Source organism: Protofrankia sp. CiP3 (genome assembly GCF_917627345.1).
Taxonomy (GTDB): domain Bacteria; phylum Actinomycetota; class Actinomycetes; order Frankiales; family Frankiaceae; genus Protofrankia.
On sequence record NZ_CAKJTM010000040.1, the window covers coordinates 1 to 24,258 of the forward strand.

A 24,258-nucleotide genomic window follows, 5' to 3' on the forward strand; every position below is an offset into this window, starting at 1 on the left:
GTGCACGGCAACCGCATCCGCCGGCACATCGGCTTTCCCAGCCCGGACGAGCACGACGATCACCGTCAACGCGAGCAGAATCATCGCCGCACCCCAGCTGAACGCCGTTGTGTATCCGGAGATCTGCGCCTGGGCCACATCACGCGGACTGGTGCCGTGGCTGACGAGGTAGTTCGCCACCGCCGTGGCAAACACCGTGTTCAGCAGCGCTGTGCCCAACGAGCCACCGATCTGTTGGGTGGCGTTGACCAGAGCGCTGGCGACACCCGCGTCATGAGGCTCGACACCGACGAGCGCAAGGCTCGACATCGGCACGAACACCAGCCCGAGGCCGACGCTGATGAGCAGTTCCCCGGGCAGAACATGGCTCACATAGCTGGTGTCGAGCCCGATCTGGGTCAGCACAAGCAAACCGGACGCGCTCAGCACGGTTCCGGCAACCATCGGGATCTTGGGCCCGGTACGCGGCAGGAGCTGGCTGACAAGCCCGGCGGAGACGATGATACCGCCGCTGAACGGCAGAAAGGCGAACCCGGCCCGCAGCGCGCTGTACCCGAGACTCACCTGGAAGTAGAAGGTGAGAAAAAGGAACATGGCGAACACGCCACCGCCGATGAGCAGGGACGACAGGAAGGACGCGCCTCGGTTGCGTTCCAGGGGCACCCGCAGCGGAAGCAGCGGCGCGGCGCTGCGGGTCTCGATGAGGACGAACACGACCAGCAGTACGGCGGCGGCCCCGAGAAACACGAGCGTGACCGCCGCGCCCCAGCCGTCCTGCGCCGCCTTGGTGAAGCCATAGACCAGGCTGACCAGCCCGGCGCTGACGGTTATCGCCCCGGGAATATCGTAGTGAGCCTTACCCTCCGCCTTGCTCTCCCGCACGATGGGAACAGCCGCCGCCGCGGTGGCCAACGCGATCGGCACATTGACCAGCAGGCACCACCGCCAGGACACGAATTCGGTGAGAAGGCCACCGAGGATGAGCCCGAGCGCGGCGCCGCCACCGGCGATCGCGCCGTAAACGCCGAAGGCGCGGGCCCGCTCCCTGGTCTCGGTGAACGTAACGGTGATCAGCGAAAGCGCGGCCGGCGCGAGCAGCGCTCCGAAAACTCCCTGCAACGCACGGGCGGCAAACAGGAGCCCGGCGTTCGGCGCGATACCACCGAGCGCGGATGCCAGCGCGAAGCCGAGCAGACCAACGATAAGGGCGCGCTTGCGCCCGGCGAAGTCGGCGACACGGCCGCCGAGGAGCAGCAGGCCGCCGAAGGCCAACGTGTAGGCAGTAATGATCCACTGCCTGTCCGCCGTGGAGATATGCAGATCAGACTGGGCCTTGGGCATCGCGATGTTCACAATGGACGCGTCGAGCACGACCATCAGCTGAGCCACGGCGATGATGCCGAGAGCAAGCCACCGACGGGGGTCGGGAGCGCTCCCGGGTTCCGTTCCGCTGTACTCAGGTAGACGTTCAGTAGTCGTCGTCACCGATACTCCTCGACTGCCAAAAAGGAAACAAACGGGCAATTCGTGCGCCAGTTGGCGCGATGCCGGACGCGGCGTCAGGGAATCCGGTGTCAGCGGGAGCGCCCGGGGATAGGGCGTTCGATCAGCGAGCGGCTCATCCGCGCCCATCCGGCAAGGCTGCGGAGGAAGGCGCCCTGGTGCTGGGCACCGACTGAGGGCAACGCGGCCGGGCGGGATGCGGGGAGCCGCGAGCCGGACAGTCCTGTTCTCGGGCGCTCCACGCCTCAGCACTCGCTGAGGGTCATCAGTGGCAGCAGCACATCATCGACCATATGTTCGATAAACGAATCGTCAAGAACCTCACCGGTGAAAAGCAGCCGGAAAAAGAGCAGCGCGGGCGCCAGCTCACGGAAGACGTCGGCGGCCACGGGCGAGCGCAGCTCACCCCTGCCCAGCGCGCGCTTCACGATGAGATCGCCGACCCAGCGCTTCTCTTCGATCGTCTGGGCTCGCAGCGCCGCCGCGAGGTCGGGAGACTGCCGCATGGCCAGCAGCACTCCGGCGATCAGTGCGGCATCCTGCCGGGACACGTGGTCGACCAGCTGGCGGATGGTGTCCATGAGATCGCCACGAAGACTGCCAGTGTCGACGGGGATTATGTCGTCGTCCGCGCCCCGCCTGCGAATGGCGTCAACAACCAGTTCGTCCTTGTTGGCCCAGCGCCGGTAGATCGTCGCCTTGCTCGCGCGGGCTCTGGCCGCGACGGCGACCATGCTCATCCGCTCGTAACCGACCTCGACCAGCAGCGCGAGCGCGGCGTCGAGGATGGCCTGTTCTCGCGCGTCGTCGCGGGGCCGGCCCCGCGCGGAGCCGCACGGCGGCAAGGAGAGCATCACATCATCAGGCCCCCAGCGTTCGACGTTTTTCAAAACAGTACCGTACTGTACCCGAATTCAACCAGCCATCATGGCTGCATAGTGTGGTCAAATGATGACAAAATAGCGCAAAATGTACAAAAATGAGCCCAGCTGGTAACGGAGCGAAAGGGCAGGACTCGAATGCGTCAATCCGTCGCGAGGTCTCCGGCGCCCGGCATGAGAGCGGTGGCGAGAATTTCCAGCAGTTCCTGCCCACCCAGCAGGCCCGCCGCGGCGGTGATGCGCAGATTCGGCCAGGTCCAGCCGCTTTCGTGCAGTTCGCCATGGGCGGGACGAACAGCGAGCTCCGCGGCGGCAAGCATCCCGCGGTCAAGCAGCGAGTCCCCAGCCGCAGCCAGGGCGGCGGCGCCGGCCCGGCGCATCACCTCGGCGAGCGCCGCTTCCTTGGTCAGGACAGCTGGCAGCAGATAGACCTTGCGTCCCTGGACAGACAGCCTCCACCCGTCGGCGGCAAGGTCCGCCGCGACCCCGCGGAGATCGGGGACACCGCCACGTTCATGGGCGACGAGGTACACGAACAGGCCCTCGGCGACCCGGCTGACCCGGACCCAGCCGTCGGCGGCAAGACGCTCGGCCACGGCCTGGACGTCGGCGAGCGGGCCGGCCTGCGTGTCGATCCGGGCGCGGACCAGGGCCGCCCAGTCCGCATCCGGGCGGCCGTCCACCAGCAGCTGCCCACCGTTTGTCGTGATCGCGAACTTGGGACGCACGCCAAGATCAATTCGTTCGTACTGCGCCCGGGTGCGAGTGGTGACCGGGACGAGAGTGGCCGCGGCGGCCAGCCACGCGATCAGCTTGGCCGCGCGGACGGTGCAGAAGGCGGCCGGCTGACCGTCAATATGCTCGACGGTCACCAGGGCGGGTTCACCGCCGCCCGGCGCCAGGCGGAAAGACCTCCGGCTGTAGACCAACGTCTGGTCGAGATCGCAGGCGACCAGCCAACGCGAGCCCGGCGGGGATCCGGGGGATGGCGCCAGCGGGGTTCGTGTGTCGATGCCCGAACTGTATGCCGCGGATACCCGAACGATCCACAGCATTGCGGCAAACTGCCGCCCGCATACAGCGGCAGCCCATCATGATGACAGAATGGATGCGGTCGACGACGAGCGGATGAGCCGCTCGCTGATCGAACGCCCTATCCTCGGGTGCTCTTATTGATCATCAGGATGTACAGCGGCTGACCAGTACCGATGACACTCGGCACCGCAGAGGATGAGCCGTCCGTCCACATCCGGGGAAGCCCGCCGCCGCTTTTCCACAGCTCGCCGGGTGGCGTTCCGTTCGGCGGACCGATCGGCGAGGCTCGTGGGCATGGCCCCGGACCCCGGTCAGCGCTCCTGGCAGAAAACAGCCGACCAGCAGTGTGGCGTCATCTCGATCCGCGCCGCTGTCGCGGCCGGGACGACCCGGTCAGCGATTCGATGGCGGGTCAGAGCCGGCCGATGGCAGCGGCCCCTGCCCGGGGTGCTCGTGACACGCCCCGGGCCGCTCACCCGTATGCAGTTGTTGTGGTGCGCGCTCGAGTCCATCGGCCCCGGAGCTGTGCTCGGCGGTGCCTGCGCGGCGGCTCTGGAGGGCCTGCGCGGCTTTGACGAGGAGAGCATCACCGTTCTGGTACCGCTGGGGCGACGGCCGGGGCCCCGCCCCGGCGTCGTCATTCGCCACAGCGCTCAGCTCGGCCCCGCGGACGTGTGTCCGCGGCCGTATCCGCCACGGACCCGGCTGGCCCGTTCCGTTGTCGATATGGCCGACTGGGCGACGCGGCCACAGGTTTCCCATGCCGTCCTCGCCGCCGCCGTACACCAACGCCTGACCACCGTCGCGGAACTGCGCGATGTCACCCGAGCCCGCGGGCCGATCAGACAACGGAATTTGATCACGAAAATACTGGACGACCTGGAACGTGCCCACGGATCGGTACCCATCGGATGTCAGGACGGCACGTTGAACAACGCCCGGTCAGGCCGGCCGTCGATCGGCCGGATGATCCCCACACAGGAGTACGGCAGCTCCGCCCTTTCCTCCACCGCCACTCCTTTGGCCGCACAAAGCGAGAGGATATGAGCCAGTTCCGCCAACCGGTCGGGTGCGACAACGACTTTCCAGGGCACCCGTCGCAACAGCACCCTTGTCGTCTCACCGACCCCCGGCTTGACAAGGCCGATATTCGTGATTCCATAATCCTTCGCCAGCATTTCGACCGCGCGCCAGCCGGCCCAGGTCGGGGTGCGGTCCTCCGCTTGGCGCAGCCCGCGCGCGACCGCGTCCGACGCGGCGGGAAAGGCCGCCACAACGGTGTCGACGTACCGGCGGGAATAATCCCGGTCAGCCAGGTGCCGATAGTACTTCGCCCCGTGGAAGTCAGCCGGACCGATCAGTGCCGAATTCAGCACGGTTCTGCTCACCAGGCCGCTGACCGTGGAGTTCAGACAGCTGTGCGGGATGAGGAAGTCGTCCCGGGTGCCGTAAACCGACGTGCAGTGGCCCGGATCCGAGAGCACCGCCATGGAGCTGTCCACGCCGAACTGCCCCGCCGCCGCCTGCAGAACCTTCAGGATAGCGCCTTTGCCCGTCCAGCCATCGACGAACTGGAGCGCATGGGGGGCATGGCGGTCCAGGATCCACCGCAACGCGTTCTCGTCAAGCCCCCGGTCCTTGATAATGGAGACCGAGTAGTGCGGCAGCTCGAGCCCGTGCTTCCACCGGGCCCAACGCCGCATGAGGATTCCGGCGGGCGTGCCGGCCCGCGCGAGCGACACGATAACCGGCTTGTCCTTGCTTGCAAGCACAAGCTCGGTGGCTATACCGACCGCGGTGGCGACCCGTTCCGCCGACCGCGTGAGGGCATCCTCGAAAAGAGCAAGATAGGAATCCGAGGGTTCGTACTCGACAGGCAGATCCTCAGCGTAGTGACGTCCCTTGGAGAAATCCTCCTCACGGTCTTCGGTGGGGCGCTCCAGCGGGATGTCACTGAGATCCTTCAGCAGAAAGACCACATCCGCGGGATCGTAGGACCCCGAACCCACCGTGCCCGGAATGGCTCCCAGGACCGTACCCTCGCTCAACTCGCTCCCCCTGCCACACGCCCGGTCGGCCAGGTCATCGGACGCCTGTCCGGGCCTCGAGCCGGAATCGTGACCACGGTCACCGGCGCGCACCGACGCAGCATCCCGACCATCCCGGCGACGTCGGCCTCCGCCAGCCCGCCGTTGGCGACCGAATCGACCACGACCACGATGTCGTCGTACAGGCCCGGCCGGACGTTGTAGACATGACTCATCCGGGTGGGGTCGTCCGGCGCCGGGAACGTCAGCGCGCAGCGGATCGCACAGCCTTCGGCGTCGATCGGGTAGACCGGCGAACGCGTTGTCGAGTGGTAAAGCACCGCGCCCGAGATAATTTCATCGAGCGCGGCCCCGATTCGCAACGGTGTGTACATGAGCTCTTCCGTGCCAAGCAGCAGAACGCGTCCGGACGGCTCGGTCAGCACCGCCGCAATCTCCCGGGCGACCGCCGGCACGACCGCGTCGAGCAGTGCCCGGTCCGCCTGCGACCAACCGTGGCGCGCACCGTCGGGAAGCTCGGCCGGCCAGTCAGGCCGCACGGAGCGGACCGGATGACGCCAGGTGGACGGCTCCCGCGCGGTCGCACCGACAGGGTCACCGCCATAGCGGGCCCGAAGCCGTTGCGCGCGCAGAGCTACGTCGTGCGGCACCACCAGCTCTCCGGACAGCAGCGACACCACCCGCACCGGGACACCAAGACGGTCCGCGAGCTCGTTGAACGCGCGCCGGGACTCCGGCGGCCGGGCGTCGAACAGCGTCGCCACGGTGTAGGAGGACCGCGGCGCGAAGGCGTGCAGCGCCTGAATCGTGCCCAGCGCGGTCCGGCCGGTCGAGAGCTCGTCGTCCACCAGGATCAGCGGACGCGGTGCCCGCACCAGCTCAGGATCGGTCGGCATGAGCCAGTGGAAGGTGGCATGGGAATGTGCCTCGTCGAAGTCGAGCAGGGTGGTGGCGCCGGGTACCACCCGACGAGTGGTATGCAGATAGTCACAATCCGCAATGCCGTCCGCCACCGCATGCCCAAGCGAGGTTGCCGTCTCACAGTAACCGACCACCAGTGGCCCAACCGCCATCAGCGCGCCCCCCGGCCCAGAGGAGCTCTCGCGGACCCGGGCCGCCAGCAGCTGAGCAGCCGCCAGCGATTCCCGCGGAGGCACCGGAAGATGTTTGCCGAGTACTCGGCTGACCAGCAGATGTGCCCGCAGCGGGTTGCGCCGCAACGCAAGCCCGACCAGCCCGTGCAGGCCCCTGCCCAGCGTGTCGGTTCTGATCCTGATGTCGAGCCCCAGCTCGTCCCACAGCCAGTTCGGGCCGCTCGAAGACTGCCCGAAGTGATCCGCCAGGCTCACCCGACCTCCGCCCTCACCGCTGTTGCCATCCGGGACAATCCGCGTGTCACCGGAACCTCACGACACTCCGGTCGCGGCCAGAACGTCGACGAACGTGTGGCCCTCCCGCAGGACACCGAAGGCCTGGGCCCGCCGCAGCACCCCTTGCGCCCAGATCCGATGGGGTCCCAGCTCGTTCATCTTGTTCGCGTAGCAACTCGGCCGTACCCCGCCGGCGTCCTCCGCGAGAATCGCTATGGCGTCCACGTATTCTTCGTGGCTGGCAACATGCAGCGCATGCACGGCAGGCACATGACTGGGGTGGATCACGGTTTTGCCCAGCAATCCGTTCGCCTTGTCAAGCACCACCTCGCGGATGAGCCGATCAAGATCGGCGGAGACGAGGCGCAGGCGCAGGCGAGCACCGTCCGCACTGTCATCGACAAGATCAGCTTCCTCGAATGGCGTGACTCGCAGCGCGCTCACGAACAGGCGCTCCGGCTGGGCGAAGTATTCCCATACCGGCCCGCTCACCACATGGTCGCCGCCACGGGCACACACGTTGACGATATCCGCGATGCAATCACGGACCACCGCGATGTCGTAGATGGTCAGGTCCCGATTCCGTCGCAACCCGAACAGCCCGCAAAGGTCGGTGGCGCCCAGGCGGACCGCCAGCACGACATCGGCGTGTTTGTCGACGAGCTCCCGGACCCCCGACAGCGCCGCCGCGCGGGTCTCCCTGAAAATGACCTCCGGACTTTCCAGCACGGGCATCGCCCAGAGCATCCGGCCGAGCCGCTCGGCGGCACGCGACACAGCCACCAACGCCGGTTCTCCGTTTTCAGGACCGAACTTCGGCAGGACGAATCCGGCGAACGCCGCGGCCGCGGCGGAATCAAGACGTGCGGCCAGAAGCGGTATCTGCTCCGTGTCGCGGACCCGGACGAACAACAACGGCGGCCCGCCGCCAGCGGTCGGTGGATCTTCCCCCAGGTTACGAAGAGCGGCAACTACGTTCGCCTCGGCCGCGGCGACCTCGTGGTCAGCGATGGCGTCCTCCAGGCAGAGCACCATCGACGTCACCCCGGCCGCGGCCTGCCGACGGACATCCGCGGCCAGCGTCGGCCGCGTGCCCGGGGCATAGAGGGTGGCGCCCAGCGCCGTTGCCACAAGCCGGCGGTCCCCATCCGGGAGGATCTCCTCAGGCAACCGGTGAAACAGCGCGTCCGTCCGGTCCGCGTCCAGAAAACCGAAGTGACGCACCCAGCGAACCCCCTATCATCGTCATCCTTTGTCAGGCGTCAGGCGTCAGGCTTGCCAGACGGTACATCGCCCGCCGGCCATGTGGAATGGCTGTCCGGCAACTTCCCCACCGCTGTCATCCAGCGGACGACCGCATTTCACCCAGCCGCCGGATCACATACTCAACCGGGCCCGTCACGACCTGCCGAACAGCCGCTTGTACTCAGCGGCCGACCGAGCGTTCCGCCCACCGTACATGATCGTCGAACACACATTGTCCGGCGACGAGTCGTGAAAGTAACTTTCATAGCCGATCACGTCCGCGTTCGTAATGAAACTGTCATACATCTTCCGGATGTAGAACGGGTTGTCGCCGCCAGCATCACCGCCACAAGACGTGACACCCCACTCACCCACGCCGACTTTCCGGCCGTGTGCACGAGCGAACCGAATGAGATCACAGAGACCGTTGACACTGTCACACTGACGCTGCCACGCCGCCTCGTCCCGCGCCGACGGGTAGTGATCGTAAGCGTCGATACCGACGACGTCAACGTAAGCGTCACCGGGGTAGGCGTCCCATGGATTCCCGCTCGCCGGTACCGGGGAACTGTGGGCATTGAACGTCCAGTCAATCCTGGCCTTCGGGTTTGCGGAGCGGATGGCAACGGCGATCCGACGGAAACACTCCGTGAAATTCCTGGCGTCAGCGTCCGCATGCCAGTACATGTACATCCCGTTGAACTCCCAGCCGATCCGTACGATGGAGTCAGCCCGGTTTTTGCGCGTGAGAAAGGAGCCGAATCTCCGCCAGTGCTCGTCATAAGCGCCGCGGGCGCACGCGGCGTTGCTCCCCTGCCCCTCCGGAAACGTCGGCTGGCTGATGACCAGTTTTCCCGGGAAAGCCGCGAAGTCGTCCACCGGCCAGTCGGGCTCGGATATCGGGCCCCACCCCCTGTCCCGGCTCGTAAAGACGAGCGCCACGTCGACCGGCCGGTCCCGCCACGCGCCAAAGGCCAGATAGGGCGCCAGCTCGTTCGCCAGGTGCACGCCGGACAGCCAGGGCAGGCCCGACAGCCTTCCCCGGGTATCCCAGCCAGTGACCGCTGGTGAAGTGCGATTCCGGAGCGCCGGCCCGATGGCGAGGACTCCGGCCGCGGCGGCGATGCCGAACAGTACCAGGCCTGCGGCCACCCACCGCCACCCGATCGGCAGCGACCGGGCCCGCTGGTCACCTCTTCGAGAGCTCCCACGAGAACCCGCCCGGAGGCCTTGATGATCATTGGCACGGCGCAAGCAGTTCACCTGACAATCAGGGCTTCGTCCGGCGGATGACGGAGGATCACCCCAGCGGGGGCCCTGTCACCCGGTATCCCGCCGACCGCCGCGGCCGCGGCCGCGTTCTCCGGCGAGCTCAGGAACAGGCGTACCCCCCAGGGAAGCTCCGCGCCCTCGAGCGAGACCTCGAGCGTGCGCGCGGGTGTCGCAGGCATCGCCGACACGCGCGCCAGCGGGTGCCCATCCTCGTTCGCGTGCGGTGGGGTCGTCCCCGGCCGCGCGACAAGCACCATCGCCGGCAACGGCCCGTCCGCGCTGATCTGCACGCGCAGGGTACGGCGGCGCCAGCCAGACCGGGCCAGGGTGTAGGTGACCGTCATCTCCCGGTCGTGATGGTCGTGATAGCCGTTACGCTCGTGCGGCTCGTGCGGCTCGTGTTGGGCAGCCGAGCGGGCTACAACTGCCGTACCGAGCGCGACCGCACGCAGTGTCCCGCCGGTACGCACCAGTGGATAGCAGGTGACGAAGTAGGGCGAACCGTCACGCGGCGCGGCGAGATGCCAACCTCCCTTGATCTCCAGACTGGCGTTGGTGACCTTCGCCTGGAAGGCGCTCGGATCGTCCGGCCCGGTCGGGAACTGGTCCCGGCGCCACAGGACACGGGCTTCGGTGATCCCCGGTGGCAGCTGAAAGGACAACACGATCTCCTCACCACGGTCGTCCGCACGCAGCTCCCGGATGCGCTCGACCACCAGATGCCGCACGCCGCGGCCGACCACCGCCCGGCCATCGCGCACGGCCACCGGTGTGTAGTCCAGCTCTCCGACGGCCAGGGGGTCCACCAGGTGGCCGTCCCCACTCGACCCAACCAGCCGTGCCCGCTCGGCTATGTTCGCCAGGTCGATCTCGGCGCCCTCGCCCCCGACCGGAGACGGCGACCCGGGGCCCGCCGCCGGCACGGCGTAGATCCGCACATGCGTGTCCGGCATGCTGCTCCAGCACAACGCGGTCTGCCCGTTGACGGTGGTGACCGCCAGATCACGTACCAGCGGCGGGCGTGGCGTCACCGTAATCGTGATCCCCGAACCGGCGGTCCGGGAGGGCTGCCCGTCCACATCCCGATATTCGACATACACCCAGTAGCGGTAGGTGACGCCGGCCTGGACAGCCGTGTCGACATACTGGCCGGCGCTCGCCCGGATCCGACGCATGGGGACCAACACCGGCGACGACTCGTCCACGGTCCGATCGATCGTGACTGCGTCCACGGGGCCGGCCAGCCGCCACGACAACCTCACGTCGGCACCGGCCTGCTCCGCATGCAGGCCCGCTACATCCCGCACCACCACGATACCGGGCGTACGCACCGCTACCGACCGCCGGCTGCCCACGATCGCCGTCACCTCGTGACGAACCATCACCCCAGCCGGGGCTCCGGCATCGGACAGCTCGGTGGACCGAGTCGTACCCAGGCTGCGTTCGACCGGCGCTGCTCCCCCCGGACCGCCCGCCTCCCCCACCAGCCTGACCACCCGGTAGGACACCGGTCCGAGCGCCGAGGGAGAGGCCCGCCAGCGCAGCACCACGGCACCGTCCTCGCTGCTCGCGGTCAGCTCGGTTGGCGGCGGGAGTGGCAGCGCCGCCAGCGCCGCCAGCGCCGCTCTGCTGTCAGCCACGGTCGCGAGCACCGCGGCCAGCGCGTTCTCCTGCTCAGCTGGCGGCAGCGCCCGCGCCGCGTCGACCCGGCGGCGGATGACCTCCTGGTGGGCGGTGAGCTCGGCAAGCACCTCATCCGCGGAACGCCCGTCCGGGCCGGGCACATCGGACGCCTGGGCGACGAGCCAGCGGGCTCCGTCGGCAGCGGCGTCCTCGCAGCGGGCTTCGCGGTACTCGACCAGTGCCCGCCACCCGGCGTCGGCGGCGGCCAACGCGGCCCGCAGCCGCGCGTCAAGATCCTCGGCCGCGCGGGCTGCCTGCCCACCCACCGCCACGAGCACCGAGCGCGCTTCGGCCAGCAGCTCACCGGCGTGCCTGGGATGGCCGTTCTCCAGCTCCCGACGGATCGCGGCGAGGGCATCAGCCGCCTCGCGGGCCTGGCGCAGACTGTGCCCGCAGAACCGGCACGCCGCCGCGGCGGCCTCGGTCGCCCGGCCGCACGAAGGACACGCGGTGTAGAGCTCGGCGTCGCAATAACGACAGACGCGTGAACCGTCCACCGGCTCCGGGCGGCCGCAACACGGGCAGACAACGTAGTCGACGACGGCACCGGTCGTCACCGCCGCGCCCAGGTCCCGGGCGATACCGAGCAACACGGCCTTCGCCTGTGCCGCCGAAAGCCCCCGCCCGGCCGCCAGGACCTCCCGGACCAGCCCCTCGAAAGCGGCCGGCCCCAGCTCACCATCGAGAACGACGTGTTCCTCGACCTTCGGCCGGATCTCGTCACGGGCATCGGCGATCAGCCCGGCCGTGTAGGCGGCCGGATCACCGTCGAGCAGCCTGGTGCGCACCTGCGCGAGCAGATCGGCGGTCACCGTCTTCTCACGGTCAAGCGGACGCCGCTGATTACCCTCGACAAGGAGGTCGTAAGCAGCCTGGATCCGGGCCGGCACGGAGTCGGCTGGAACACCCAGCAACGCCCACAGGGACGCGGTGCCAGCTCGATCTCCGTCGTGTAGCTGCCGCAGCTCGATCAGGCGATCACGGATCTGGCGCCGCAGCCCCGGCGCGAGTGGCTCGGCCTCATCGCCGGAACCATCCTCGATCACCTTCTCACCGGCGAGGATCGCGTCGAACTGTTCGGTGGTCACCCCGTCAGCCGACGCCAGCCGGCGCAGCCCCGCAATTCGGGACCGCGGAATCCCACCAAAACGCTCACGCACAGTGGCGAGATTGCGAGCCACCTTGGCCAGCCGTTCGGCATCCCCGCTGCGGCGCGCGGCCAGCACGCGGAGCCGGGCCTGTTCACGGCTGTGCGCGTCCAGTAGCGGCGCCTCCCACTCGGCCCTCCGCCGGACCAGTGCCGCCGCCAACGTCGCGTACCGCGCCGAGTTCCGCTGCCGCTGCAGAAACGCGATGACGCGGGCCAGGTGTGCGCGTACCTCAGCCTCGGTGTAAACGACGGCCGGGTCCAGCGCGGCCACGAAGAACGGGTCCTCAAGATCGAGATTGGACCGGCGCTGCAGCTCCGCCAGCACACGCTGGCGATAGCCGCTGCCGTCGAACACCACGCTCACCGCTCCACCTTCGTCCCCACCGCGGAGCGTATGAACCCAGCCCGGACGCGGCACCGATCTCGCCGCACCATATGTACCGGACATGTTCGCGCGCCGCCGGAGACCGCTCCAGCGACATCAGTCCCGCTGCTTGAGCAGCGTGATCTTCTTTGTCTCCTCGTCCCGCATTACCTCGCTGCCCACACCCGCGGTGACCTGCAGAACAAGCGGCCCGGTCACGCCGGGATGCGTGGCGGTGACGACGATCGTCTGGTCCGGGCGCATGAGAAAGGTGACATCTACGGGGGTGCCGCGGGGATGGCCCCCGGGAATCCCCGCGATAGCACCTTCGACGATCACCTTGTTGTCCTGGAGGATGGACGACTCAGCGCTCGTCCCCTGCTCGAACACGCGGATATCGACCTCCGTCTGATCATCGGAGATCGTGTAGAAGGTCTGGGTGACTTCGATCGGCAGCGGATCGTTGCGATGCGCAAGAAACGCCGCGACCGCCTTGCCACGGTCCTCCGCGAAGATCCCGAAACCGCGGGAGGTCACATTGGTGACCTTCGTCTTGACCAGGTCCACGACCGCGGTGGTCGCCAGCCCGAAATCACCCGCCGCGCCCGACACCGAGCGTTGGACGTCGGCCGGCGCCGCCGCGTCCAGGCTCGCTCCGGCGGCGAGCCTGCCCTGGGCGACCAGGTCGTCGAGGACGTACCGCTCCAGCTCCTTCTTCTGCCCGAACACCGCGGCCCCCTTGGCTACAGCAAGATCGGGATCGACCAGGCGCGGGGTCAGACCGAAGCTGTCCGCGATCTTGTGGGCGACCGCCGGACTCTTGCTCATGCCGCCGACGAGCAGGCAGACGTCCACCTTGTCGACCCCGCGCTCCCTGGCCCTGGCAAGCACCGATCCGGTGAGGTCGAGCGTCCGCTGCAACAAGGCGGCGGTGATCTCCTCAAAATCCGTCCGGGTCACGGTCACGCTCGCCCGCCGGCCACCGTGAACCACCAGCACGTCAACGCTGTCGCGACCGGACAAAGCCAGCTTCGCGTCCTCCGCCGAGGTCAGCAGTTCCTGTTCGTCGTAGACGTCGTCGAGCGGGTCACCGGCGTCAGGCTGCGCCTCGGTGAACTTCTGGGCCAAGAAGCGCACCAGCTCCGCGTCCCAGTCGGCACCGCCGAGCTCGTGGTCACCATCGGTGGCCACGACTGTGATCGCGTTCTTCGACAGGCGGATGACGGTGGTGTCGAAAGTGCCACCGCCGAGATCGTAAACGAGCACGGTCGTGTCCGCCACACCGTCCTGGGCGAACCCGTACGCGAAGGCTGCGGCCGTGGGCTCATTGATGATGTCCAGCACGTTCAGCCCAGCGAGCTCACCGGCGAGCTTCGTCGCCTTGCGTTCCTCGTCCCCGAAGTAGGCCGGGACGGTGATGACCACGTCCGTCACCGCGGTTCCGGTTGCCCGCCCGGCATCAGCGGCGAGCGCCTTGAGGATGAGGCTCGACACGGCTGGCGCGCTGTACTCCTCACCCTGCACGACAAACCGCCAGTCGGCCTCACCCATGTGCCGTTTGACCAGGCTCGCCACATCGTCCGGGCGAATCCGCGACTGCCGCTTCGCCTGCGTACCGACGACAAAAGTGACGCCGCCACCCGCCGATCCGTCGAACAGCACCACCGATGGCGTCGTCGGCTGCGACTCGATGTTGCGGATCACGTCAGGGCGCCCGTACTCGTCCACCTGGGCGATACACGAGTACGTCGTTCCCAGGTCGATTCCGAACACCTTTGTTCGCGCCATAAGGTCCCTCCAACAAACCGCCGCCGGGTTTCAGTGTGCCCGAAAAACCTCCACCTCGGCTGGTCGCACCACCGTCGACTCACCGCGGACGAATCCGGGCTTGAGTGTGCGGGCGATCGTCCGATCGCGGCTGGGGTCGTCGACGCCGACCCGGCGCATCCCGGTGTGCCGGGCCGGATCGAAGGGCATCCCCACCACGGCGGTATACGGGCGGACATCCGCGGCGAGGTCCATCACCTGCAACAGCTGTTTGCGCAGGATGCCCGCAACGCTTTGGCCGTCATCCGCGCCGAGGCTGGTCATCTGGTCGTGCAGCCGCATCAGCCCCCGCAGCAGGGGCGCCATCGCCTCAGCCAGCTCGCCTGCCCGGAGCCGGGTGTTCTCGGCGTGCAGGCGATCCACCAGGTCCGCATCGTGGCGCCGGAGCCTGGCCAGTTCCTCGACCCGCTGGTGGAGCTCGTCCAGCCGCACGGTTGCCGCGGCGCTCACGGCGGTGAGGCCCGCCAGGTCCGCGACGCTTGCCGGCAGCATTGAAAGATCGATATCGGCGACCGGCCCGGCGTGAGCCTCCCCGCTATCAGGATCAGAACACTCCAACGCAGCTGGCTCCAGCTGTGCCGGCTCCGGTTCTGCCGGCTCCAGCGCAACTGGCACAGCGCCCGCGCCCGACGGCCGCCGGCCGGCCGGATCTCCGGTCGCGTCGGGCTCGTCGGGCTCGTCGGTCCCAGCAGGCGGCCGCGCCTCCGCCGGCACGGTCAGCCCGGCAGGGCCAGCCCGGCGGGAGACATCCACGGCGACATCCCCGTCCATGCTCCCGTGGACGCCGTCCGCGCTCCCCTGGACGCCGTCCGCGGGCGGGCGGGCGCCCGGCGTGTCCTCTTTCAGCACGTCCCCCGCCACGGCCGCAGCGTCCTCGGCAGCCACGCTATCCTCCCGCGCGCTGCCGGCTTCGTCCATGGACGAATGGCCGCTGCCGGACGACGGCGGCTCCAACGGGTACCAGGGCGGCGCGTCGGCCACCGGCTCCTGGCGTGGCCGGAACATCGAGTACCTACCGTCATCCCCAGAAGATGGCGTCACCGAACGGGTCATGATCGCGTGTCGCCGCCTACTTGCGTCCCGGGGCCCAGTTCAGACCCCATCCATACGCTCGATCAAGATCCTGATGACCGCTGACATAACGGACCTCCCTGTTCACCACAAGGTCGTTACCGCTGGAGTTGGTCAGCAGGGCGATCGCGCACATCCTGGCGTTGCCCGCCCGCTCGTCCAGCCGTACCTCGATCGGCGCGCCGCTGGCCGGGGTCAGCGTCACCACGGCGTTCGCCTGGTCGAAGTTGGGGACACCGGAATAGATGAAGGCAAAGACCAGCAAACGGTGGATCTCCCCCACCCGGGCGAGGTTGACGAACAGGTTCTCCCCGCCGCCAGAAGCACCGGTCCGGTCGTCGGCGTCAAGCTGGATGTACGGCGGCGCCGCAAAGGATCCGAAGCTGTCACCCAACGCCTGAACCACGCCCTTACGGCCGTCGGAGAGCTCATAAAGACAAGCCAGGTCGAGGTCAATACCACTGGAGACAGCGCCGAGGACGCGCTTGAGGAAGCCGCCCCGGCCCCCGGTGGCCGCGCCTGCCTGGGTTGTCCAGTTGAGGTTGACATGTAGCCGATCACCTCCGCCCTGCTTGCTCAGGGAGACCGAAGGCGTGTTCTTGGTCAACGTCACCTTGCTCAGCGACACCCGCCCCGGGCTGGATTCCTGGCCGCCAGACCGCTTGCTGTAGTCGATAGGCATAATCCGCTCCCTTGCGGTGGTCGTGACACAAGCTTAGAGCGCCCGGCAACAGGCCTGTCCGGCTCGCGCCGCCGCCCGGACAGCGCCCTCGCGTCATCCGGCCCGGGACGCTATGAGCGGGCCGTCGCCACCTTGCCCGGCCGTTCGTCCTGGTCGCTGTCAGGTCCCCCGGCGCCGCTGGCCCGCTGCCGGTTGCGGTTGCGGTTGCGGACGGACGACGCCAACGCGATGGCGATGAACCCGACGCCGACAAGACCAGTGATGATCTCAGGAACCTCGGTCTCGATGCTGACAGCGAGGATCACCGCCAGCGCGCCGATGGCGTAGTGGGCACCGTGCTCCAGGTACACGTACTCCTGCAGGGTGCCTTTGCGGACCAGATACACGGTGAGCGAACGGATGTACATGGCGCCGATACCAAGCCCGGCCGCGATGATGAAAATCTCCTGGGTGATCGCGAAGGCACCCACCACACCGTCGAAGGAGAAGGAGGCGTCCAGCACCTCCAGATAGAGGAACAGGAAGAAGGCGGCCTTCCCGCCGGCCAGCACCACCCCGTTCGGGGCACCGGCCGACCCGGTACCCGCCTCGTCCTCGTCCTCCTCCGAGTCCTCACCCACCCCACGCGCCTCGAAGAACTCACCGAGACCGCGCACCCCCAGGTAGGTCGCAAGCCCCGCGACACCGGCCGTCAGCACCTGCTGGGTCGCGTGATCGGCGAACACCTCAGCCACGACGAGCAACGCGACAAGCGCGACCACGACCGACAGGACGTCGAGACGGCCGGCCTTGCGCAACGGTTCCTCGAGCCAGCGCAGCCACTGGATGTCACGTTCGGGGTCGAACATGAAATCCAGAAAGATCATAAAGAGAAAGATCCCGCCGAAGGCGGCGATCGAGGGATGCGCGTCCCCCAGCCGCGCCGCGTACTCGTCCGGGTTGTTCAGCGCGAGGTCGAAGACCTCGAGCGGGCCCAGATGAGCGGTGACGGCGACGATGACGATCGGGAACAGCAGGCGCATCCCGAAGACCGCGATCAGAACGCCGACAGTCAGGAAGATCTTCTGCCAGAAATCGTTCATCCGGCGCAGGATCGTCGCGTTGATCACAGCATTGTCGAAGGACAGGCTTATCTCGAGTACAGCGAGGATGGCGACGAGCGCGGCGGTCTGCGAGCCCCCGATCACTCCCGCCAGAGCGACACCCACTACCGTAACCGTCAGTGACCAACCAAAAATGCGCAAGGTGTGCACGCGGACAGATACCTCCCCCGGACCGGGTCTGGCGCGGCGCCGGGAGCACCACCGCGCCTCGACCCCGGTCCGGAGCGTCGAGGCATCACGTCAACCGCAGGTTCAGGTGGCAGCTGTCGGGGCCGGCGAGCACGAAAGCCCCGGCGGACCCGTCGGATCACAGGGCATTCCGACAGGTCCGCCATGACGAGCTCCGGGTGGGACGGCTCCGCCCGCCACCCAGCGTCGTGATCACGTACACGTGGCCTACCCGGCCGATGAACGGCCCGACCCCAGGCATCGTAACGGCCCGAACCGGCACCGCGGTAAGATCATTCGCAGCAGGGCCAGGACTGGGAACAGGGACGGGGCCGCGCCGGAGGCAGCGGGAAGATCAGACGTTAACGCCGTAGTCCCGAGCGATGCCGGCAAGTCCGGTGGCGTAGCCCTGACCGACCGCCCGGAACTTCCACTCCGAACCGTGCCGGTAAACTTCACCAAAGACCATGGCAGTCTCGGTGGAGGCGTCCTCGGTGAGGTCGTAACGTGCGATCTCGGCGCCCCCCGCACCGTTCACGATCCTGATGAACGCGTTGCGTACCTGGCCGAAGTTCTGCTGACGCGAATCCGCATCGTAGATCGAAACCGGGAACACTACCTTGTCGATCTCTGTTGGCAGGCTGACGAGATTCACGTTAATTGCTTCGTCGTCGCCCTCCCCCTCACCAGTCAGGTTGTCGCCCTGGTGCTCAATGGCGCCGTCCGGGCTCTTGAGGTTGTTGAAGAAGACGAAGTGGCCGTCCGACAACACCCTGCCGTCGGCCCGGCACGCGATCGCGCTCGCATCAAGATCAAAATCTGCGCCCGTGGTGCTCCGCGCGTCCCAGCCAAGGCCGACGACGATGTTGGCGAGGCCCGGCGCCTCCTTGGTCAGCGAAACGTTCCCGCCCTTGCTGAGGCTGACTCCCACTGCTCCTCCTGCTGTCATTGCGATCGGGGCTGTCCTTGTGCCGCGGGTCTTCCAGCGCCCTGGTCGTCCCCCGCACCGAGCGCGACGCAGCCTACTGGACTCGATCACGCATGCTCACGGCGACATGGGGTCACCGGGGCCCGTCTTCTCCGGGACGAACGGGACCACGCGAGGGTTCCCTACCAGACAGCTGAGCACACCCGGACGCCGTGGCCCCGTCGCGCCGCCCCGCGGCCCGCCCCCGCGTGAGCATGGCCGGCGGGGGTATCTCCGACCGGAAACCGACGGTGAGCCGGTTCACCCATGGCAACAGGCCTACCCGGAACGCTCATCAACATGGAGACTTCGATCCGATGCCGACATCCTCCTCGCCCGGCGGACCGCCTCCGTATCACCAACACAACCCCACCCAGTGGCCCCACGCTGTTCACGTTGGGGTGCCACCAGCCGGTACAAAAGAGGCGGAGTATCTAGGGGTGGTTCCCCTCGATAAGGTCGCGGCGATGATCGGACGCTCAATAGGCCGGGTTGTCATCTCTGACATCAGCCCCGCCGTATCGTGTGGACAGTGGCCGTCGCGGGCGGTAGAGGGTGAGATCCTCACCGTCACCGCGACGGTGTTTCGGGATGGGCACGACCTGATCGGCGCCAACGTGGCGCTGTCAGGTCCGGATGGCCGCGGCACCCCGTTCACGAGGATGCGGTCGGTCGACGCGGGAACCGACCGCTACGAGGCCGAGGTACAGGTTGATTCAGAAGGCCTGTGGGGCTTCCGGATCGAGGCGTGGGCCGACCCCGTGGCGACCTGGCGGCATGCCGTTGAGATCAAAACGGCTGCTGGCCAGAGCCTGGACGAGCTGGCGGTCGACTTCGAAGACGGGGCCCGGCTGTTGCTCCGCGCGCTGCCGGGGGTCCCCGAAGGCCGCCGCGCGGACATCCAGCGAGCTGTCAACGCGTTACGTGATGATGCTCTCACCCACCCGCGCGAGCGGATAGCCGCGGCATGCGACCCGGCGCTGGTCGCCCTGCTTGACCGGTGCCCGCTGCGAGAGCTCGTCACCCGTTCACCGTTCTACCGGGTCTGGGTGGACCGTCCCCGAGCGCTGTTCGGGAGCTGGTACGAGTTCTTTCCGCGCTCCGAAGGGGCGAGTCTGGATCCGCCACGCTCAGGAACCTTCGCGACCGCGGCGCGGCGGTTGCCCGCCGTCGCCGCGATGGGCTTCGACGTGGTCTACCTGCCACCGATCCATCCCATCGGGGAGGTCAACCGCAAGGGCCCGGACAACACCCTCGTCGCGGGTCCCGACGATCCCGGCTCGCCCTGGGCGATCGGCAGCGAGAGCGGTGGCCACGATGCCGTCCACCCGGCGCTGGGCACGATCGAGGACTTCGACGAGTTCGTCGCCCAGACCCGGGCACTGGGTATGGAGATCGCTCTCGACCTCGCTCTGCAGTGCGCACCGGACCACCCGTGGGCGAAGCAGCACCCGGAATGGTTCACTATGAAGAGCGACGGCTCCATCGCCTATGCGGAGAATCCGCCGAAAAAATACCAGGACATCTACCCGCTCAACTTCGACAACGATCCGGTCGGGCTTTACCACGAGGTGCTTCGTGTGGTCAGGTACTGGACCTCGCACGGCGTGCGGATCTTCCGGGTCGACAATCCCCACACCAAGCCGGTCCAGTTCTGGGAGTGGCTCATAGCCGAAGTGAAGTCGACCGAACCGGACGTACTGTTCCTGTCCGAGGCGTTCACCCGGCCGCACATGATGCGGGCGCTTGCCAAGGTGGGCTTCGCCCAGTCCTACACCTACTTCACCTGGCGCAACACAAAGGCCGAGCTGGAGGCCTATGGGCGGGAACTGCTGACGACCGCGCACTACATGCGGCCAAATTTCTTCGTCAACACCCCCGACATTCTGCCGGGGTATCTACAGGACGGCGGTGAGGCAGCTTTCAAGATTCGCGCTGTGCTGGCTTCGATGCTTTCCCCGGCGTGGGGGGTCTATGCGGGGTACGAACTCTTCGAGAACATTCCCCTCCGGGCCGGCGGCGAAGACTACCTGCACTCCGAGAAATATCAGTACCGGCCTCGGGACTGGGCCGGCGCCGAAGCCGCCCGACGTTCACTGGCACCATATCTGACCATGCTGAACCGGATACGGCAGGAACATCCGGCCATGCACTGGCTGCGCAACCTCCGCTTTCACCACGCGGACGGCGACGAAATCATGGTCTTTTCCAAGCGGACTGGGCAGGCACCGGACGACGACCGTGTCCTGGTCGTCGTCAACCTTGACGCCCATAATGCCCGGGAGACGACCGTTCGTCTCGACATGCCCGCCCTCGGCCTCGAGTGGTGGGACACATTCGATATTCACGACGAGATCAGCGGGGCGAACTACAGGTGGGGGCACGAGAACTACGTCCGACTGGATCCGGCGACGGAACCAGCCCATATCTTCACCATCCGGCGCCGAGGATGAATGACAACGGCTCCCGTGCCGGCAGCGCAGCCGCTGGCGGCACGGCTTCGAGCAGCAGCGCCGAGGAGCTTTCCCGTGACCCGCTGTGGTTCAAGCGGGCGGTGTTCTACGAGGTCCTCATCCGTGGTTTTGCCGATTCCAACGGCGACGGCACCGGCGACCTTCGCGGGGTCACCGGCAAGCTCGACTATCTGAGCTGGCTCGGGGTCGACTGCCTGTGGCTGTTGCCGATCTACGACTCACCGTTGCGGGACGGCGGCTACGACATCGCCGACTATTTCCGCATCCTGCCCGAGTTCGGCGACCTCGGGGACTTCGTCACGCTGGTGGACGAGGCCCACCGGCGCGGCATCAGGATCATCGCGGACCTGGTCATGAACCACACATCCGATCAGCACCCCTGGTTCCAGTCGTCCCGCACCGACCCGGACGGCCCCTACGGCAACTTCTACGTATGGTCGGACACGGACGAGAAGTTCCCGGACGCGCGGATAATCTTCGTCGACACGGAGAAGTCGAACTGGACCTGGGACCCGGTGCGCGGGCAGTACTACTGGCACCGCTTCTTCTCCCACCAGCCCGATCTGAACTATGACAACCCGGATGTCCAGGAGGCGATGCTCGAGGTCCTCCGGTTCTGGCTGGATCTCGGGATCGATGGATTCCGCCTGGACGCGGTCCCCTACCTCTACGTACGGGAGGGGACAAACGGCGAAAACCTCCCCGATACTCATGAGTATCTGCGGCGGATCCGCAAGGAGGTGGACGCGAAATATGCCGACCGGGTCCTGCTGGCCGAGGCGAACCAGTGGCCCTCGGACGTGGTCGAGTACTTCGGTAACGACGACGAGTGCCACATGGCATTCCACTTCCCATTGATGCCGCGTATCTTCATGGCAGTCCGCCGGGAATCCCGCTATCCGATTTCAGAAATCCTCGCGCAGACGCCGGAGATCCCGCCGAACTGCCAGTGGGGGATATTCCTGCGCAACCACGACGAGCTGACCCTGGAAATGGTCACCGACGAGGAACGCGACTACATGTACGCCGAGTACGCGAAGGACCCGCGTATGAAGGCGAACATCGGGATACGCCGGCGGCTCGCGCCGCTGCTGGACAACAGCCGTGACCAGATGGAGCTCTTCACCGCGCTGCTGCTGTCGCTACCGGGCTCGCCTGTCATCTACTACGGCGACGAGATCGGCATGGGCGACAACATCTACCTGGGCGACCGCGACGGTGTCCGGACTCCGATGCAGTGGTCACCGGACCGCAACGCCGGTTTTTCGACCGGCGATCCGGCCCGGCTCTACCTGCCGCCCATCATGGATCCGGTCTACGGCTACCAGGCGCTCAACGTCGAGGCCGAGCAGCGGATGCCGACGTCCTTTCTCTCCTGGACACGGCGCATGATCGAAGTGCGGAAGAGGCATCCCGTCTTCGGCCTCGGCAGCTATGAGGAGCTGCCCGCGTCCAATCCGTCCGTCTTTGCCTTTGTGCGGGAGTTCGGTGACGACCGGGTGCTGTGCGTGGCCAACCTCTCTCGTTTCGCGCAGCCAGTCGAACTTGATCTGCGCAGGTTCATCGGGCTGGTTCCCGTCGAGTTGCTGGGCGGCGTGCGCTTCCCGCCGATCGGCGAGCTGCCGTATCTGCTGACCTTGCCCGGACACGGGCATTACTGGTTCGCGCTCACCCAGCCGGGGGCATTCACCCCCTGACGGACCAGCACGTAAGGTCGACAAAATGGATGTCCGCCGGAGCTCCGGACGCGCGATCTGTTCCCTGTGCGCGGCCGGCGGCTCCGCGGGCTCTGGCCGCTCCGCGGGGGCCGGCGATGACGCACGGGAGAGCGATGATGGCGGGCGACGATTCTGACCTGGTCGGCCTGCTGACCTCCTGGCTGCCACGGCAGCGCTGGTTCGCCGGCAAGGGGCGGGCCTGGGGCGGTCTGCGCGTCATCCAGGATGTGCGGCTGTCCGCGCTGCTCCGGCATCTTGTCATCGAAGTCCGCTATGCCGATCACGGCCTGATCGATCGCTACCAGGTACCGCTGGTGACGAGACCGGACGCGCCCTACGGGCACGAGAGCTTCCTGCTCGGGAAGTCCGCGGACGGGCTGGTGTACGACGGCCTGCACGACCCGGACGGCAGCGCCGCCCTGCTGGCGTTCATCCAGGGCCGCGAGCCACACGGCGATCTCGTGCCGTACACGCTGGAGGAGCTGGCTGCCTTGCCCGCCCACGCGGTGGGGGCCGAGCAGTCCAACACCTCGATCGTCTACGGCGATGCCTACATCCTGAAGGTCTTCCGGCGCCTGTGGGCCGGGAGCAACCCGGATCTGGAGATCACCCGCATGCTCGCCGACGCCGGCAGCCCGCACGTGGCCCGTCCGGTCTCCTGGCTGGACGGCATCCTCGACGGTGTCACCACCACGTTCGCGTTCATGCAGGAATTTCTGCGTAGCGGCACCGAGGGCTGGCGGCTCGCCCTCGCCAGCGTCCGTGACCTCTACGCCGAAGCGGACCTGCACGCCGACGAGGTCGGCGGTGACTTCGCCGCCGAGTCCGAACGGCTCGGCGCCGCCACCGCGCAGGTACACAGCCTGCTCGCGGAAACGCTGCCCAGCGCGGTCAGCGACGCCGGGAGCGTCCGGGCGGAAGCGGCACGCATGCACAGCCGGTTGGACAGCGCGATCGACGCCGTGGCGGAACTACGATCTTTTGAAGCCGGGCTGCGCAGGTCGTTCGACGAACTCGCCCATCGCGGGCGCTCGGTCAACCTGCAACGTATTCACGGGGACTACCATCTGGGCCAGGTCCTGCGGGTTGACTCGGGGTGGGTGCTGTTCGACTTCGAGGGAGAACCAGCACGTCCGGTTGCCGACCGCACAGCGCTGCAGCCCGTTCATCGTGATATCGCCGGTATGCTCCGGTCGTTCGACTATGCGGCCCAGTCGATGCTGCTGGAACGGGAGGGCGAGTCCGCGCTGAGCTACCGCGCGCAGGAATGGGCAACGCGTAACCGTGACGCCTTCTGCGCCGGGTACGCCGGCAGCGGCGGGTACGACCCGCGTGAGGATGCCGTTCTGCTGCGGGCCTTCGAGCTCGACAAGGCCGTGTACGAAGTCGTCTACGAGGCACGGCACCGGCCGTCGTGGCTGCCGATTCCGCTCAGCTCGGTCGAGCGGCTGACGGCCACGAGCGGGTGACTGCCGTTGACCAGGTGGCCGCCGCCGGACGTCGGGGCTCCTGCCGGACTGGCGAAGCCGATCCGGCAGGTCCGTCGGGGCATGCCGGCTGCCAGGCGGATACGTCGCGAGGCGGCGGAGGCAGGCGCCCTGTGCTGGGCATCGACCGACGAGCCGGGGTACCCCGTGCATCGCGCGGCGTATGGATGGGAAGCGATGATGCGAGGCGCCGCCCGGGCGGCGCGAACC

At 67.5% G+C, this 24,258-nt stretch carries 16 protein-coding genes; 3 read left to right on the top strand and 13 right to left on the bottom strand.

Annotated features, from left to right (window positions below; genetic code table 11):
• The 13 genes from MJ797_RS14855 to MJ797_RS14915 form a co-directional block, all read right to left on the bottom strand.
• Positions 1-1,485: MFS transporter (locus tag MJ797_RS14855; RefSeq protein ID WP_239335174.1), on the bottom strand; the 1,485-nt coding region annotated here is incomplete at its 3' end.
• Between the two features lie 263 nt (positions 1,486-1,748).
• Entirely contained in the window at positions 1,749-2,357 is a 609-nt protein-coding gene (locus tag MJ797_RS14860) for a TetR-like C-terminal domain-containing protein (protein ID WP_239335175.1), read from the bottom strand.
• Positions 2,358-2,527: 170 nt separating this feature from the next.
• Positions 2,528-3,439 (bottom strand): sucrose-6-phosphate hydrolase, encoded by a 912-nt coding sequence (locus MJ797_RS14865; RefSeq protein WP_239335177.1) that lies wholly within the window; start codon positions 3,437-3,439, stop codon positions 2,528-2,530.
• Between the two features lie 894 nt (positions 3,440-4,333).
• Positions 4,334-5,467: a cysteine protease StiP family protein gene (locus MJ797_RS14870; protein WP_239335179.1), complete on the bottom strand. Its 1,134-nt coding sequence runs from the start codon at positions 5,465-5,467 to the stop codon at positions 4,334-4,336.
• Complete coding sequence (locus tag MJ797_RS14875; RefSeq protein WP_239335181.1) at positions 5,464-6,816, bottom strand: phosphoribosyltransferase family protein; 1,353 nt, start codon at positions 6,814-6,816, stop codon at positions 5,464-5,466. The genes MJ797_RS14870 and MJ797_RS14875 overlap by 4 nt, the downstream gene beginning before the upstream one ends.
• A 57-nt stretch (positions 6,817-6,873) precedes the next feature.
• Entirely contained in the window at positions 6,874-8,061 is a 1,188-nt protein-coding gene (locus tag MJ797_RS14880; RefSeq protein WP_239335183.1) for an HpcH/HpaI aldolase/citrate lyase family protein, read from the bottom strand.
• 174 nt (positions 8,062-8,235) lie between these two features.
• Complete coding sequence (locus MJ797_RS14885) at positions 8,236-9,234, bottom strand: glycoside hydrolase family 26 protein (RefSeq protein WP_239335194.1); 999 nt, start codon at positions 9,232-9,234, stop codon at positions 8,236-8,238.
• Positions 9,235-9,341: 107 nt separating this feature from the next.
• Positions 9,342-12,551 carry a zinc ribbon domain-containing protein gene (locus tag MJ797_RS14890; protein WP_239335205.1) on the bottom strand — a complete coding sequence of 1,070 codons (3,210 nt, stop codon included), beginning with the start codon at positions 12,549-12,551 and terminating at the stop codon, positions 9,342-9,344.
• A gap of 117 nt (positions 12,552-12,668) precedes the next feature.
• The gene (locus MJ797_RS14895; RefSeq protein WP_239335207.1) at positions 12,669-14,339 is read right to left on the bottom strand and encodes an Hsp70 family protein; all 1,671 of its coding nucleotides are present in this window, start codon (positions 14,337-14,339) and stop codon (positions 12,669-12,671) included.
• Between the two features lie 30 nt (positions 14,340-14,369).
• The gene (grpE, locus tag MJ797_RS14900) at positions 14,370-15,383 is read right to left on the bottom strand and encodes a nucleotide exchange factor GrpE (protein WP_239335209.1); all 1,014 of its coding nucleotides are present in this window, start codon (positions 15,381-15,383) and stop codon (positions 14,370-14,372) included.
• A gap of 64 nt (positions 15,384-15,447) precedes the next feature.
• Positions 15,448-16,131, bottom strand: coding sequence for a Tellurium resistance (locus MJ797_RS14905; RefSeq protein ID WP_239335211.1), 684 nt, complete (start codon positions 16,129-16,131; stop codon positions 15,448-15,450).
• Between the two features lie 110 nt (positions 16,132-16,241).
• Complete coding sequence (locus MJ797_RS14910; protein ID WP_239335213.1) at positions 16,242-17,384, bottom strand: DUF475 domain-containing protein; 1,143 nt, start codon at positions 17,382-17,384, stop codon at positions 16,242-16,244.
• A gap of 373 nt (positions 17,385-17,757) precedes the next feature.
• A complete protein-coding gene (locus MJ797_RS14915) occupies positions 17,758-18,333 on the bottom strand; it encodes a TerD family protein (RefSeq protein WP_239311758.1) in 576 nt (191 codons plus the stop codon).
• Between the two features lie 503 nt (positions 18,334-18,836).
• On the opposite strand from MJ797_RS14915, the gene MJ797_RS14920 reads away from it, so the two are divergent.
• From MJ797_RS14920 to MJ797_RS14930, 3 genes are all read left to right on the top strand, one after another.
• Positions 18,837-20,822, top strand: coding sequence for an alpha-1,4-glucan--maltose-1-phosphate maltosyltransferase (locus tag MJ797_RS14920; protein WP_239335223.1), 1,986 nt, complete (start codon positions 18,837-18,839; stop codon positions 20,820-20,822).
• A complete protein-coding gene (treS, locus tag MJ797_RS14925) occupies positions 20,819-22,540 on the top strand; it encodes a maltose alpha-D-glucosyltransferase (RefSeq protein ID WP_239335227.1) in 1,722 nt (573 codons plus the stop codon). Before MJ797_RS14920 ends, treS begins: the two co-directional genes overlap by 4 nt.
• Positions 22,541-22,677: 137 nt before the next feature.
• Positions 22,678-24,030, top strand: coding sequence for a phosphotransferase (locus MJ797_RS14930; RefSeq protein WP_374582277.1), 1,353 nt, complete (start codon positions 22,678-22,680; stop codon positions 24,028-24,030).
• Positions 24,031-24,258 lie beyond the last annotated feature (228 nt).

Excerpts from the sequence above, each read along its gene's own strand:
- MJ797_RS14860 (WP_239335175.1), bottom strand. The coding sequence starts at position 2,357 with ATGCTCTCCTTGCCGCCGTGCGGCTCCGCGCGGGGCCGGCCCCGCGAC.
- MJ797_RS14865 (WP_239335177.1), bottom strand. The coding sequence starts at position 3,439 with ATGCTGTGGATCGTTCGGGTATCCGCGGCATACAGTTCGGGCATCGAC.
- MJ797_RS14895 (WP_239335207.1), bottom strand. The coding sequence starts at position 14,339 with ATGGCGCGAACAAAGGTGTTCGGAATCGACCTGGGAACGACGTACTCG.
- grpE (WP_239335209.1), bottom strand. The coding sequence starts at position 15,383 with ATGTTCCGGCCACGCCAGGAGCCGGTGGCCGACGCGCCGCCCTGGTAC.
- MJ797_RS14905 (WP_239335211.1), bottom strand. The coding sequence starts at position 16,131 with ATGCCTATCGACTACAGCAAGCGGTCTGGCGGCCAGGAATCCAGCCCG.
- MJ797_RS14920 (WP_239335223.1), top strand. The coding sequence starts at position 18,837 with ATGATCGGACGCTCAATAGGCCGGGTTGTCATCTCTGACATCAGCCCC.
- treS (WP_239335227.1), top strand. The coding sequence starts at position 20,819 with ATGAATGACAACGGCTCCCGTGCCGGCAGCGCAGCCGCTGGCGGCACG.
- MJ797_RS14930 (WP_374582277.1), top strand. The coding sequence starts at position 22,678 with ATGGCGGGCGACGATTCTGACCTGGTCGGCCTGCTGACCTCCTGGCTG.